The organism is Litorivicinus lipolyticus (genome assembly GCF_009650135.1).
Taxonomy (GTDB): domain Bacteria; phylum Pseudomonadota; class Gammaproteobacteria; order Pseudomonadales; family Litorivicinaceae; genus Litorivicinus; species Litorivicinus lipolyticus.
The window spans coordinates 1,724,199-1,738,059 of the sequence record NZ_CP045871.1; the positions used below are offsets into that span (position 1 = coordinate 1,724,199).

The 13,861-nt window shown below is 53.2% G+C and carries 17 protein-coding genes; 9 read left to right on the forward strand and 8 right to left on the reverse strand.

The window, feature by feature from the left end:
- Positions 1 to 60: 60 nt before the first annotated feature.
- A complete protein-coding gene (gene rfaH, locus GH975_RS08705; protein WP_153714146.1) occupies positions 61 to 978 on the reverse strand; it encodes a transcription/translation regulatory transformer protein RfaH in 918 nt (305 codons plus the stop codon).
- A 169-nt stretch (positions 979 to 1,147) separates the two neighbouring features.
- Here rfaH and GH975_RS08710 point away from each other — a divergent pair, with 169 nt between their 5' ends.
- Entirely contained in the window at positions 1,148 to 2,431 is a 1,284-nt protein-coding gene (locus GH975_RS08710) for an O-antigen ligase family protein (protein WP_153714147.1), read from the forward strand.
- Between the two features lie 26 nt (positions 2,432 to 2,457).
- Here GH975_RS08710 and GH975_RS08715 read toward each other — a convergent pair whose 3' ends face one another.
- The 7 genes from GH975_RS08715 to GH975_RS08745 form a co-directional block, all read right to left on the reverse strand.
- Positions 2,458 to 3,090, reverse strand: a complete 633-nt coding sequence (locus GH975_RS08715; RefSeq protein WP_153714148.1) for a Wzz/FepE/Etk N-terminal domain-containing protein — start codon at positions 3,088 to 3,090, stop codon at positions 2,458 to 2,460.
- 55 nt (positions 3,091 to 3,145) lie between these two features.
- Positions 3,146 to 5,080 (reverse strand): polysaccharide biosynthesis protein, encoded by a 1,935-nt coding sequence (locus GH975_RS08720; RefSeq protein WP_211365799.1) that lies wholly within the window; start codon positions 5,078 to 5,080, stop codon positions 3,146 to 3,148.
- Between the two features lie 141 nt (positions 5,081 to 5,221).
- The gene (locus GH975_RS08725) at positions 5,222 to 5,446 is read right to left on the reverse strand and encodes a DNA-binding protein (RefSeq protein WP_153714149.1); all 225 of its coding nucleotides are present in this window, start codon (positions 5,444 to 5,446) and stop codon (positions 5,222 to 5,224) included.
- A 252-nt stretch (positions 5,447 to 5,698) separates the two neighbouring features.
- Complete coding sequence (locus GH975_RS08730; protein WP_153714150.1) at positions 5,699 to 6,370, reverse strand: hypothetical protein; 672 nt, start codon at positions 6,368 to 6,370, stop codon at positions 5,699 to 5,701.
- Positions 6,371 to 6,502: 132 nt separating this feature from the next.
- Positions 6,503 to 6,790, reverse strand: a complete 288-nt coding sequence (locus GH975_RS08735; RefSeq protein WP_153714151.1) for a type II toxin-antitoxin system Phd/YefM family antitoxin — start codon at positions 6,788 to 6,790, stop codon at positions 6,503 to 6,505.
- Between the two features lie 193 nt (positions 6,791 to 6,983).
- A complete protein-coding gene (locus GH975_RS08740; protein ID WP_153714152.1) occupies positions 6,984 to 7,136 on the reverse strand; it encodes a DUF423 domain-containing protein in 153 nt (50 codons plus the stop codon).
- An 8-nt stretch (positions 7,137 to 7,144) separates the two neighbouring features.
- Positions 7,145 to 8,167 (reverse strand): zinc ABC transporter substrate-binding protein, encoded by a 1,023-nt coding sequence (locus tag GH975_RS08745; protein WP_170272600.1) that lies wholly within the window; start codon positions 8,165 to 8,167, stop codon positions 7,145 to 7,147.
- Between the two features lie 90 nt (positions 8,168 to 8,257).
- Here GH975_RS08745 and GH975_RS08750 point away from each other — a divergent pair, with 90 nt between their 5' ends.
- The 8 genes from GH975_RS08750 to GH975_RS08785 all read left to right on the forward strand — a co-directional run bounded on the left by GH975_RS08750 (position 8,258) and on the right by GH975_RS08785 (position 13,783).
- Entirely contained in the window at positions 8,258 to 8,749 is a 492-nt protein-coding gene (locus GH975_RS08750; RefSeq protein WP_211365800.1) for a transcriptional repressor, read from the forward strand.
- Entirely contained in the window at positions 8,746 to 9,480 is a 735-nt protein-coding gene (locus tag GH975_RS08755) for an ATP-binding cassette domain-containing protein (RefSeq protein WP_153714154.1), read from the forward strand. The genes GH975_RS08750 and GH975_RS08755 overlap by 4 nt, the downstream gene beginning before the upstream one ends.
- Entirely contained in the window at positions 9,473 to 10,270 is a 798-nt protein-coding gene (locus GH975_RS08760; protein ID WP_153714155.1) for a metal ABC transporter permease, read from the forward strand. The genes GH975_RS08755 and GH975_RS08760 overlap by 8 nt, the downstream gene beginning before the upstream one ends.
- 44 nt (positions 10,271 to 10,314) lie before the next feature.
- Positions 10,315 to 10,995: a phosphatase PAP2 family protein gene (locus GH975_RS08765; protein WP_170272601.1), complete on the forward strand. Its 681-nt coding sequence runs from the start codon at positions 10,315 to 10,317 to the stop codon at positions 10,993 to 10,995.
- Positions 10,992 to 11,369, forward strand: a complete 378-nt coding sequence (locus GH975_RS08770) for a diacylglycerol kinase (protein ID WP_153714157.1) — start codon at positions 10,992 to 10,994, stop codon at positions 11,367 to 11,369. Before GH975_RS08765 ends, GH975_RS08770 begins: the two co-directional genes overlap by 4 nt.
- Positions 11,366 to 12,946: a phosphoethanolamine transferase gene (locus GH975_RS08775; RefSeq protein ID WP_153714158.1), complete on the forward strand. Its 1,581-nt coding sequence runs from the start codon at positions 11,366 to 11,368 to the stop codon at positions 12,944 to 12,946. Before GH975_RS08770 ends, GH975_RS08775 begins: the two co-directional genes overlap by 4 nt.
- Before the next feature lie 61 nt (positions 12,947 to 13,007).
- On the forward strand, positions 13,008 to 13,163 hold the full coding sequence (locus GH975_RS08780; protein ID WP_153714159.1) for a hypothetical protein: 156 nt from the start codon (positions 13,008 to 13,010) through the stop codon (positions 13,161 to 13,163).
- Between the two features lie 23 nt (positions 13,164 to 13,186).
- Positions 13,187 to 13,783 carry a class I SAM-dependent methyltransferase gene (locus GH975_RS08785; protein WP_153714160.1) on the forward strand — a complete coding sequence of 199 codons (597 nt, stop codon included), beginning with the start codon at positions 13,187 to 13,189 and terminating at the stop codon, positions 13,781 to 13,783.
- Positions 13,784 to 13,861 lie beyond the last annotated feature (78 nt).

Sequence of the window (13,861 nt, forward strand, 5' to 3'; positions counted from 1 at the left end):
TCTAGCGGTTCTGCATGTTTGCTTCAAAGCCAAGGGACTAGCAAGTTAATAAGGCGAGGCCTACGCACGTTTGCGCACCTTGTCGCGATCGACTTTGACCGGCAGTTGCCGCAGCAGAAAATTGATTAAAATGATGACGCGATGCTCTGAGTCATCGGTGTAGAAAATGGCATCGAGGTCTTGGAAGGGGCCATCCAGAATCTGCACCCCATCGCCTTTTTTAAGAATGGGTTGTATTGGAGTGTCGCGCTCACGCTCCCTGAGCGAGTGGATCAACTGATCTTCTACGCGAGGATAGGTTTCGCCAAATTGCACCAACTTATCGACACCCCGAGTAGAGCGGATCGGCATCCAGTTGTTACCGCTCTCGCCTGTTTCCAAATGGATAAACAAGTAACGCGGGAACATCGCCTCAGTCTTAGTTCGCTTCCCGCTGCCTTTAGCTTCTATGGTGATTTTGGGGAGGTAGCAGGTGTAGCCCTGACGCTCGAGATTGGTGAGGGCAGTGGTTTCTTGCCGTGCTTTGGTGTGGATGAGGTACCAGGCTTTTGAACGAGATGGATTCGATTGGGCGTTCTGTGGCTCTTCTTGTTTCGCAGGCGTTTGCTGGGGAACTGGACGATTGAGCTGGGACTCTTCTGGCTTCCCGGCTTCCATTTGGAACTGAAGGCCTTCCACCTCTTTGAGTATCGGCGATTGCCTCAGGTCAAATTGATCACAGAGCGTTTTGAGTGCCGTCAGTGGTGAAGGCAGTTGCATCACCTGACTTATCACCACCGTCACTTCATGCTCCTCGATATGTGCGATCTCAGAAAGTGAATAGTGAATATCAAGCCCTTTCTGAACAATAGGCGGCCCGATTCCGCGCAGACGTAGAGCCTGAAGCTGACGGGTACTCATACCCATTCGCGCAGCGGCCTGGCTGGCTGTTAGTCGATCTGGGTTAGGATCTTTAGGTGGCTGCGATGCGGTTTCCATAAACGCTCCAAGCTGGTTGGCTTGGAGCTCATGGACGCTTCAGTGGGGGAGTTAAGTCAAGCTGAAAGAAGCTAATTATAATTTCGAAGATTAATGCGCAGAAAATACACAAGACTCGCAAGACAAAATCGATGATAATTATATTTTTCAATACTTTGATTTCAAAACAATGCTGTCAGCAATAAGAAAACACGACTTCACCATCTTACTTACTCTTTACTTCTTTTTATTGCCCATCGGAAAAACCTTATGGTACCCCTTGTTGGTGATGGCGATAATTGGCGGAGTGTTGTTTTATCAAGAGGTTAGAGTTTCCAGATCTTTTGAAGCGGGTACACGCTGGCTTCTGCTCGGTGGTTCTTTTGTATTTATTCCGGCACTTACTTCCCTTATAACCTCTGTCGATTTAGCCCGAACGAGTATATTTTTAATCAGCTACCCGCTTTTCTACTTATCAGGTTATTTTCTTTACAAACGCCTAAGTCAGGGAGTCTCTATTACTCCTGCAGTAACGGGTATAACCCTCATTGTGATTGCGTGGGGCATATTATCAATATGGCAATATTTGGACCCAAACAATCCATTTGGCCCTGGCGGAATCCATAATCAGGGCATTCATACAAGAGATAACCAATTTGTTGATGGCGGGCTAATGCTGGGAGTCATATTAGGCTCTCTACTGGGGTTTCTCTGCTTTGCTATCTGGCAGAATGGCCACCGCGCAATTTCGATTATGTTGGGCGTGTTCATTATCGGGCTAATCTTTATAAGCGGTACTCGTTCAGCTTGGTTATCTGCAATAGTTACGATATTTGCGATACCGGTTATTGCTCAAATAAAAGGACTAAAGCCATCTAAGAAAGCATTTTTCGGCCTAGTAGTTATCTGTTTATCAGTCATAGCTTCAGGCTACGCTCTTGTTCAGCTACCTGGGTTGAACGTTAAACTGAATCAAACATTTGTCTTCCTGAGCAACCCTACTCGTGCTGGCTTTAATGAGGCTTTAAGTGGCAGATTGAATATCTGGGAAGATGCCATTTCACTGGGAATGGAGCAACCAATTACGGGCTTCGGGGTTAATAACTATCGTTACGCCGTCCCTGAGCTGAGCATTATCAAAGGAAGGCAGTTTCTCTCTACAGAACAAAAAGATGACGGGGCTGTCCGTGCAAGAGGTGCTTCACATACCCACCAAATATTTATGGAAGCATTTTCAGGTGCTGGAACACTTGGAGTATTAGGGCTTGTTGGACTATTCATATTCTTAGGTAGAACCAGCATTAAAGTCGCTAAAGCTGGTTCCATTATTGCCGCGGGTGCTCTGGTCGCGCTTTGGGCCGGATTCTTCCCGCTCAACGCACATAACAATTTGTACGGAGGCTGGATGAGCGCGTGGTTTTGGGTGTGGATGGGTATTTCGGCAGGTTTAATCTTTCCAAAAGCCAAAAACTGAATACGTGCAAATGAAGCAATTATTCACTACTTAACATTTCTTCGATTGCGTACGGCCGAGCGAATTAAGACAAACATCACGCCAATCATTCCACCAAGAACGATTGATAGCGCCATAATTAATGGTTTTTTCGGTGCCACCTGCGTGATTCCAGGCGTACCAAAATCTACAGCGTACGAACCACCAATCAGAGCTCTAACTGTCTTTTTCGCATTCAGCATTTGAACAGCTACCGCTTCAGTGGATTGAAGCGTGGTTGGAAGTTCGTTGAGAATTATCTCAACATCTGACTGCGCTTGAGCTAACAGATCGTTAGAGACGGCTGTTGAAATATCTCGGAACTTGGTTTCGTATGTGTCAACTGACTCTGGAGAGATTATTTCCAACGTCAGACGATTCTGCTGATTTAACTTTACCCAACCGCTAGACAACGAACTAATCACTCTATTAACCACTTCGCCTGTGGGCATAGCGGCATTAATCGTGTAATCAAGAGAGACTGAATACTTTGGCGTGGCTAAAAAGGCATAACTTGTACCACCAATGGCCGTGAGGATGGTGAACAGTAGTATCCAGAGTTTCTCTTTCCACAGCGTCTCGATGAGCTCAAACAGATCAATCTCATCATTCTGGTAAACCGGTTTTAACTCTTCAGACATACTCTGGATAATCCTTTACTTTAAATCTAAATCTCTAGCTAAATTGGGAGCGAGTTCAACGAATATTTATGACATTGCCACGTGCATTACGAGCCTTATAAAGCAGATCAACATTACTGCTGGATGGCTTAAAATCTGTGACGATTTCAATCAACAGATTGCGTGCCGCTGAGCTATCACTTTTGTCGATTGCTTGGCGCATACCACGAAGGATTGCATCTAGTCGGTCACGCGGAGCAAACTCCTCATCAGCGGTTAGAATTCGAGGGTGTAGTGTGCCACTCGCGTTATCTCCAATTAGCAGCTCTTCATAGAGCTTTTCGCCAGGGCGAAGGCCTGAGTATACAACCTCGATATCGCCCTCTGGATTATCTCCGTCTTTAACCGTGCGGCCGCTTAAGCGAATCATCTGCCTTGCCAAGTCAGCAATTTTTACCGGTTCACCCATATCCAGCACAAAAACGTCGCCGCCCTTAGCCATACTCCCAGCCTGAATCACCAAAGAGGCAGCTTCAGGGATTGTCATGAAGTAGCGATTAATCTCTGGATGCGTAACAGTAACCGGACCACCAGCGGCAATTTGCTTCTTGAATAGTGGTACCACCGATCCAGAGGACCCAAGCACATTCCCAAAACGCACCATCGAGAAAATGGTTTCTGTGTTATTTTCTGATGCGAGTAGTTGCACCACCATCTCAGCCAAGCGCTTGGTTGCGCCCATAACATTGGTTGGGCGCACTGCCTTGTCGGTAGAGATCAATACAAAACGTTCAACACCTGCGGCTTTTGCGGCAAGCGCAACCGTCTCTGTACCAATTGAGTTATTCAATACTCCCTGGAGTACGTTGTGCTCAACAATCGGCACATGCTTGTAGGCAGCAGCATGGTAGACCGTCTGAATTTCGAACTGCTCAAACACCTGCACAACACGATCGTAATCCAGTACGGAGCCTAGGATTGGGTAGATGGAGCAATCGGGGTTGGCGTCGATCGCTAGTTTAGATAACTCCGATTCAATGTCGTATAGCGCAAACTCGCTTTGTTCTAGCAATACAACGGACTTAGCACCATTGGTAACAGCTTGGCGCGCTAACTCCGAACCAATGGAACCACCTGCGCCGGTGATACAGACGGACTTGTTGGCAATACTGCGCTCTATAAGCCCCATCTCGGGTGCTACTTGATCACGACCGAGAAGATCTTCTACTTCAACTTCACGCAGATCATCTAGCGACTCACCTGCAATGATCTCCGGCATAGATGGCATGGTTTTAACATGCACAGGCAACTGTGAAACCTGACGAAGAATAGCACTGCGTCGCGCCTCACTGGTGTGCGGTAGCGCCAAAAGCAGAACATCAATCTGCTTATCTTTAATGATCTCTGCCAGTGTCGATGGATCGAACACTGGAAGGCCTTGCACCTGCCCACGCCACAGCGCCTTCTCATCATCCACAAACGCCACTGGGGTGTATTCCGCACCACCTTGAAGTAGTAACGCTAGTTGAGAGCCTGCGCCACCGGCGCCGTAAATAACCACGCGCTCGCGTTTTGTGTAATGGGAGATCAACCAGTGATAGTAACTACGGATGATTAATCGGCTACCGCCCAAGTAGAGCCAAGCACCTAAACCGAAGATGATTGGAATTGAACGGGGCACACCGGTGAGGCCGATTAACTGCGCAAACACATATGCGCCAGCGATGATCAGCGCGACACCCAACGCAATCGACTGAAGCACTTTTACATTCATAAAGCGTATCACGGCACGATACAGGCCCAACTTTATGAAGATAGCAACACCAAACAGAGGAATGAATATAAACAGCGGCCAAGCGGGCTCAATGTATTGTGCTGGCCACCAGTCAGAGAAACGAAGCGCAAAGGCAGACCAAAGTGAAAAGACAAGCGCAACTATGTCTGCGAACAGAAGAATCGCACGTTTGGCATTGCGCGAGAGGCGCATCAAAATAGAGTGAGAATCAAGCACTACGCGTATTCCAGACTTCCGTTTCAGTGAGCGGAAGTATAGCAGAAACCGTAAGTTTAGGGATAGAGATTAAACGAACATGCGCGTAGTAAGATATAAGGCCGCGCCCAGGTTTTTGATGGTTCGCGACCCAGGTTGGAGTTAGTGCATCGAGTCTTGAATTGGATCGGCACTTACCCGAGTTGATGTGCTCGTACGCAGACACTGGTTCTCATAGTCTTCAAGATCCTGTTCTCGGTAAACAATCCGCCCATGTAGCTTCAGGAAGACAGGCCCAACCCCAATCGAGCGCCAGCGCTCAAGTGTTGCTTCACTGACTTGCCAGCGTTCCGACAGGGTCTGTTGGTTGATGTGTTGAATTGCCATGTGCACCTCCTTCTTGGTTTTTGTTGGCAGGAGGCATGTACGCTCCGAAGGGGTTGGATAGCAAGTGGAAGTGGCTGATAAAAATGGGTGTAATTGGGTGTATTAATGGGTTTTATATTTACCGCCAACTGTAAAGATGGCGCGCCCAATCTTAATTGCGACAAGCGATGTCACAATAAGTGGCACAATTAACTTAATTGCGCCATAAATGCGACAAATCAGAATTATCTTCATCTTTGAATTTTACTTTGATCAGGAATGCACTGGAATGTAAACAAAGTGCTCTCCGCCAAGAGGGGTATTTGCCTCCTCTCTAAGTTCAAACAAAATGAGTACCCTGTAATCGTTCTTGTACGGACGCGTTATAAAGCCAGATATATAATCCTTAGATGCGCTTATTCTAGATATATCAGCAACATCAAAAAGCGGATAAGCATCGATCGATATTATCGGTCTAATATCACTTCCGATAGGTATAAAATGAAACCATGTCCCTCGTTTCCTTTGTTTCTCACTCAGATTTTGATAAATATCCGGAACGCCCAAGTGGTGAGATGCCAGCCTGACTCCATCTTTTGCGGTTTTAATCGATGACTTGAGCCTGTTATATGAATGGCCGAACTGTCTTTGATACTTGTCAGGCCCAACGACCACTCCAGATTGATGGATGGTAATGCGCGGGTGGAATTTTTCAGCGGCTTTAGATATTGTGCTTTCAACTCCAGCCTCTGATCTCATGCTTGCCTCATAGTCTGAGACCACCGGATAGAAAAAGAAGTCAGCGTGTTTGTTATACCAACACTTTATTAAAGATTTAATTACTCCCTCATGCTCGTAGCAGACATAAAAACTGGTATCTTTTTTAAGCTCACAGATAGGGATTTGACCGCGCGGAAAGGAATGACCCGAGTTAGATGTTTCCATTAAATCCTCGCCCTAACATCGGGCAAAATAGCTTTGAAAGCTTATCAGCAAAATTTCACCTGCAATCAGACTATGGACGCCAATAATCTCTTTACCCGTGACGCACATGCAGGACATAGACCGTATAATGTTTCATTTTAACGTCGCAAAAAAGTCACTCGCTTCTTGCCCTTCACCGGCCAGCGCTTGCGATAGCCCTTTTCGAATCCCAGTCCCTGTCTGAGCGAACTCCAACTGGTCCTGAGCTTCCTGCGGTAAATTCGCATCCATCACCACATCGACAGGTTTTTCATTCACGGCAATTATGGAGCGACAGCCGCTGTCTTTTAGGTGGCTCATAAACTGATAAGTATCTCTAAAGAATTCTGTGGGCGACTGATTATATAGATTACCAATGTAATCCCCATCAGATAAGAACATCAAGTAACTTTAAGACTCCGGTTCGATTCCTGATTTTGGATTCGAATTAGATGAGTTGCTGGATAGTGCTTTGGGACGCTAGAGCCTGACCATCTGTCTCAAGCTATAGAGGCTTAAACCAACGAAATTAGAAGGAGCACTCACCAATATTCAGAGGTGCTTAAACCCTGATATAACGCGGTTTGGTCCAGGGTTACACCACCTCCACGGATTGAACCAACAGGTAATCAGTTGCGGTGCCAAAGGTCGCCATCTGCTTGGCCGCTAGGTGTGCTGCCAAAGCATGCTGGCCGAATGCCCCTAAGCCAATGGCTAGGGCAATCAGCAGACAAAATGTGGCCGCCAAACAGCGGCTCACCCGAGGCATGCGCGCAGGGATTTCGACGCGTTTAACATTAACTGCCGGTAAAGCTCTGGGCCCGGCTCCAATAATTCACCGGCCGGGTCCAATTCGCCGATCTTGATGTCTCCATCGCGCGTCACCGCGTTAATCAAGCCAGTGTTCGCCTGTGGCTCAGTCATGACACAGACCACACCGGCATCTTCCATAGCGTGGATTAACTGCTGCAAACGCGCCGGGCTGGGCGCCTGATTGTCGCTGGCTGAAATTGCGCCCATATTCGCAAGTTGGTAGCGCGCTTCCAAATACTGAAATGCGTCGTGCAACACCACAAACGGCGACGCCTTAACCGGCGCCAGCATCGACGACAGTTGCTGGTCCAGCGAGGTCAAATCGGCCAGCGTGGCATCCAGGTTACGTCGGTACTGATCCGCATGGTCGCCGTCGATAGCGATGAGCTGGGCCGCCATCGCACGCACCCAGGCTTGGGCATTGGCGGGGTCCAACCAGGCGTGGGGATCAACCCCCTCGTGCGCATGGTCGTCATGGTCGTCATGGTCGGCATGGTCGGCATGGTCGGCATGGTCGGCATGGTCGGCATGGTCGGCATGGTCGGCATGGTCGGCATGGTCGGCATGGTCGGCATGGTCGGCATGGTCGGCATGGTCGGCATGGTCGGCATGGTCGGCATGGTCGGCATGGTCGGCATCAAACACCGCATCCATGCGCACATCCAAACGCGCAGTCGATGGCAGGTCCAGCAACTCCAGCGACTCGACATCCGCAGCCAAGGTCTGCATCGCACGCTCCAGCGCCGGCATTAACTGCGGCCCCATCCAAACTACCAAATCCGCATCGCTCAACAACGCGGCCTGTGACGGACGCAAGGCAAAGGCGTGTGCCGAGCCACCCCGAGGCAAAAGCAGTGCAGGTTCAGTGACGCCGAGGGTCAACGACGACAACAGTGAATGGACCGGTGGAATATCCGCGACCAAACGCGGCGCCGAGGCGGATGCCACCAGGGAATTTGCAGCCATTAAGCCGACTGCGGCTGTTATAATATAACGTTGTGATTTCATAGGGACGGTATAATATATCGTTCCATTCAATTTACCAGAGTTATTTGCGTGCCCCAGTCCGAGTCCCCAAGTTTCGAGCGCCACGACCACAATCACTGCATTGCCTCAACCGTGGGCATGGTGGCGACAGCCTGTGCCGACCAGGGCCTGCAACTGACACCCGTGCGCAAACGCGTACTCGAGCTGTTGCTGGACCAGCACCGTGCACTCGGCGCCTACGAGCTGCTGGACGGTCTGCGTGCTGACGGGTTGGGCTCACAACCACCGGCAGTTTACCGGGCTCTCGAGTTTCTGGTTAGCCACGGCTTCGCCCACAAAATCGAACGCTTAAACGCCTTTATAGCCTGCGGATTCGCAGCCACACGCCATTCGCCGGCCTTTTTAATTTGCCGCGGCTGCCATGCCATCGCCGAAGCCGACTCGGACGGCATCAGCGCCGCTATTGAAAAGACCGCGCGTGACTGTGGCTTTGTGACCGAACAACGGGTGGTCGAAATCGAAGGTCTGTGTCCACGCTGCGTTACTGAGCAGCCCGCATGAGCGGCTTGATTGAACTGGCGCACGTGGGCGTGCAACTGGGTAAAAAAACCGTGCTGCAAAGCATTGATGTGTCCATCCAACCGGGCGAGATTATTACCATCGTGGGGCCCAATGGTTCGGGTAAATCGACGCTACTGCGCACCATTATTGGCGCCATTCGGCCCAACAAAGGTCGCGTGACTCGGGCCGCTGACCTGCGTATTGGCTACGTTCCACAAAAGCTGCACATTGACCCAACATTGCCGATTACTGCACGCCGCTTCTTGTCCCTGCCGACCGCAGTCAGCGATAACGTTGCCAAACAGGCCTTGGAGCGCGCTGGCGTCGGCGCCCAGGCCCAGCAACAAATGAGCGACCTGTCCGGCGGTCAATTTCAGCGCGTACTGTTGGCGCGCGCGCTGCTGAACGAGCCCAACTTACTAATATTGGATGAGGCCACCCAGGGCCTGGACCAACCCGGCTCCGCCGACTTTTACCAACAAATTGAACAGCTCCGCGACAGCCTGGGTTGCGCTGTGCTGATGGTCAGCCACGAATTGCACGTAGTCATGAGCGCGTCGGACCGGGTGATTTGCCTGAACGGCCATATTTGCTGCGAAGGCGAACCGGAGCACGTGGCCTCGGCCCCGGAGTACCGCGCCCTGTTTGGTTCAGGCACGCACGGCTCGCTGGCACTGTATCGCCACGACCACAATCACAGCCACGACCACAGCGATCACGATCATGTTTGATGATTTTTTCACCCGCGCCACCCTCGCCGGCCTCGGCGCATCATTGGCCGCCGCACCGCTAGGCTGCTTTGTGGTGTGGCGGCGCATGGCGTATTTCGGCGATGCCACCGCGCACGCCTCGATTTTGGGCGTGGCATTGGCGCTGGCGCTGCAAACATCAATCTTTTTGGGCGTTCTCAGCGTCGCCCTGCTAATGGCCATCACCGTGTCCGGATTAAGCGGCCGTGGTGTGGCCACCGATACCTTGCTGGGCGTGATGGCGCACTCGGCGTTAGCGATCGCCATGGTCGCGGTGTCCTTCCTATCCGGCGTCCGGATTGACTTGATGGCCTATCTATTCGGCGACATTTTAGCCGTCGGCAAAACTGATTTGGCGGTCATTTGGGGCGGCGCGGTGGTTGTGTTAGGTCTGCTGAGTTGGCGTTGGTCGGCCCTGCTAACCGCGACCCTGAACCCCGACCTGGCCTACGCCAGTGGCATCGACCCCAAGCGCGAACAGCGCATACTGACCATCACACTGGCGCTGGTGGTCGCGGTTGCCATCAAAGTGGTGGGTGTATTGTTAATTGCGGCCATGTTGTTGATCCCGGCCGCCGCCGCCCGTGCCGTCGCACGGACCCCCGAGCAAATGGCAGTGATCGCGGCGATCATTGGCGCCACATCCGCCGTGGTCGGGTTGCGCGCCGCGCTGGTGTTCGACACCCCCGCCGGCCCCAGCATCGTTTGTGTCGCCACCGCGGCCTTTATTGTCGCCAGCATCAGCAAAAAAGTGGCTGCGCAATGGAACTAATGGTCGCAAGGCTGGACTAAGCCGGCAATAGATCAAGGATGATGATGCCCGCAACCCCATTTCGCCCACTGATTGGGCTACTGACCCTCGTTATCGCCGTGGCGGTCGCTATCGAATGGGCCCAAGCGGACCTGTGGCTTGCCGACCGCATTTTTGAGGTTCAGGGCGGCCGCTGGGTACTGCGTGAGCACTGGCTGTTGGAAGACCTTCTGCACAGTGCCGGGCGCACGCTGAGTGCCCTGTGCGCGCTGGTGGTGTTGCTCGTGGCCGGCTACCGCGGCTGGCGCTATTCATTCAAGGCCGCGCTACCCGAGGCGGTCCTATTCGCCAGCCTAATCACCAGCACTGCCCTGGTGTCCGCATTGAAGCGGGTGACTCAGGTCGGCTGCCCGTGGGATTACCAACGGTATGGCGGCAGCCACAGCTACCACCCGATTTTCAGCCCACGAGCGGCCACCGACCTGGCGCTAAATTGCTTTCCAGGCGGCCATGCGAGCGCCGGCTACGCCTGGGTCGCGTTGTATGCGTATGCACTCTACCGCCAGCCCAGGTGGGCCATGGCCGGCCTTGGCGTCGGCTTGGGCATGGGTATCATTTTTGATGTCACCCAACAGCTGCGCGGCGCGCACTTTATTTCGCATGGCCTATGGTCACTGATCATCGCCCTGTCGGTGACACTGTTCGCGGTCCACCGACTGGATCGCACGCACGGAGCGCTAACATGAAACCAACATCACCGGTGCCAATTCCAAGCGGTGCCCGCCGCTGGACATTTGCCTTTAAAAACTCGCTCAAAGGTCTTCGTTACGCCGTCAAACATCAGGCCGCGGTGCGCGAGGAGCTGATCGCCTTAGCCGCCTCGGTACCGCTGGCCCTGTGGTTGATCGACTCGATCGCAGCGCGTTTGGCAGCGGTCCTGAGCGTGGTGTTCGTGCTGATCGTAGAGATCATCAATTCGGCCATCGAAACCACCTTGGACCGGGTCTCGACCGAATTCAATCAACTGACCGGTGCCGCTAAAGACATGGGCTCCCTTGCGGTGCTGCTCGCCATGGCGGTCTCGGCGGCAATTTGGACCTATGGAATCGCCTTAACATGACCCCACAATACCGACTGATCGCGCTGTTTAGTCTGGCATTTGCCGGCCTCTACAACGCAGTATTTTTTAACCAGTTCGCTCGGGTTTACCCATTCAGCGTGGACGCTTTGTCGTTTTACATCGCGATCTTTGGGCTGATATGGGCAGCGCACGCGCTGATCTTGGGCCTACTCAGCTCACGCTACAGCCTGAAACCCTTGCTGGTGCTTTTTGCCTTAACCGGTGGCGCGTGCGCCTACTTTATGGCGACCTATGGCGTGGTCATTGATGCAGCCATGATCGACAGCCTGGCGGCAACGGACGGTGCCGAAGCGGCCGGACTGATGAGCGTAAAAATGCTCGCATATAACCTAGGATTAGGCGCCCTGCCGGCTTGGCTTATTGTCACTCGCACCGTTCGCTTTCGAACGACGCTGGTCGAGTTACGCGCCAAATTCTTGTTTACGGCGCTGACGCTGGCTGTCGCCGGGCTGAGCATTGGCTCCCACAGCGCCGACTTCGCGTCGTTCTTTCGCGAACACAAAACCGTGCGCTATTACACCAATCCGATTGGTCCCCTGTACGCCGCGATCGCCTGGGCACGCGACCAATCCACACGCCCCCGCGGCAACATGATCGCCAGCGCGGTCAGCACCGACGCCATCATCGACGAGCACGCCGAGCACGGTGCGGACCGCGAGCTAATCGTCATGATCGTTGGCGAGACCGCGCGTGCGGATCACTTCGAGCTGAATGGATACGCCCGCGCCACCAACCCACGATTGAGCGGGCGCGACGACCTGGTGTCGTTCCACCAAATTAGCTCATGTGGCACGTCCACCGCGGTCTCGGTGCCGTGCATGTTTTCGCCGGATACCCGCAGCGAGTTCGACGGCGACTCGATATACCTGCGCGAGAACGCATTGGATGTATTGACTCGGCTGGGGGTTAACGTGCTCTGGCGTGATAACAACTCGTCCTCGAAAGGCGTCGCCAAACGCGTCCGCTACGAAGACTTTCGATCGCCCGAGCGCAATCCTGTGTGCGACCCCGAGTGCCGCGACGTCGGCATGCTGGACGGCTTGGACCGCTACGTTGAAGAACACCCCACCGGCGACATCCTGATCGTGCTGCACCAGATGGGCAATCACGGCCCGGAGTACTTCAAACGCTACCCAGCCGCCTTTGAACACTTCACCCCGACCTGCCAAACCAACCAATTGGGTGATTGCAGCCGCGAAGCAATCATCAATGCTTACGACAATGCCCTGCGCTACACGGATCACTTCATTGCCGAGAGCATCGATTGGCTGGAAGGCTATCCGAGCTTTGAAACAGCGCTGTTGTATGTCAGCGACCACGGCGAATCACTGGGTGAAAACGGCTTGTACCTGCACGGCATGCCATACACGTTTGCGCCCGAGTCCCAGACCCAGGTGCCGGCCATCTTGTGGACCGGTGCACGCTATGACCTGCAAGCAGGCGATCTGGTCGCCGCAGCCGATGCGGCGCACTCCCACGATCAGGTGTATTGCACCTTGTTGACCCTGTTTGAAGTGGCCACTCACGAGTGTGGCCGCGGCTTGCTGTCGCCCTAATACGATAAACAGCGCTCGCGGCGCGTGTTAATATCTATTCAAATTTGAGAGGAGATCCACCATGACCGAACCCAAAGAACGCTCCAAGTCACTCAACGAAAAACTGCCAGGCGGCCTGTCCGGCGTCAAAGATCCCAAGCGTCAAATCGATGGTTGGGTCGGACTGGGCATCGGTTTGGCCGTGGTTGTGCTGTTGTTGGTTTATTCACAAAGCTAGGTTCTCACCGCAGTAAGGAATCGATGCTTATGTGGAATGAAAAGTTCGCCGGTGACGCCTACTTTTACGGTGTCGCGCCCTGCGAGTGGCTGGTTATGAATCGCCACCGCTACCCAACCGGCGGCCGCGCCTTGGCGATTGGGGATGGCGAGGGTCGCAACGGCGTCTACCTGGCATCGCTGGGCCTGGACACGACCAGCCTGGATCAGTCCGAGGTCGGACTGGCCAAGGCCGAAAAACTCGCGGCGGCGCGCGCGGTTGAATTATCCACTTGGCATGCCGACCTGGCCGACATTGAGCTGGCGACGGATCACTATGACGTGATCGTCGCGATCTACGCGCATTTGCCGCAGCCGCTGCGCGCGCACACCCATGCCGCCTGCGCCCGGGCGCTCAAACCCGGCGGTTTATTCGTGCTCGAAGCCTTTCATCCCAAGCAACTCAATTACCGTTCCGGTGGCCCTAAAATTGTCGATCTGTTGTACCGCGCGGAAGACGTTTGTTCCGAGCTGCATGGGTTGACGGTGCTGGACGCCCAGGAAGGCCTGACACAGTTGGCCGAAGGCACGGGGCACCGCGGCCCGGGCTACGTGACGCGCGTGGTGGCACGCCGGGACTGATCCCATTCGTGCCAACTCCGATTGAATGCCATGCCATCGGGTGCCCTAGCGGCGTGTATTCGAGCCCCTTACAGTCAG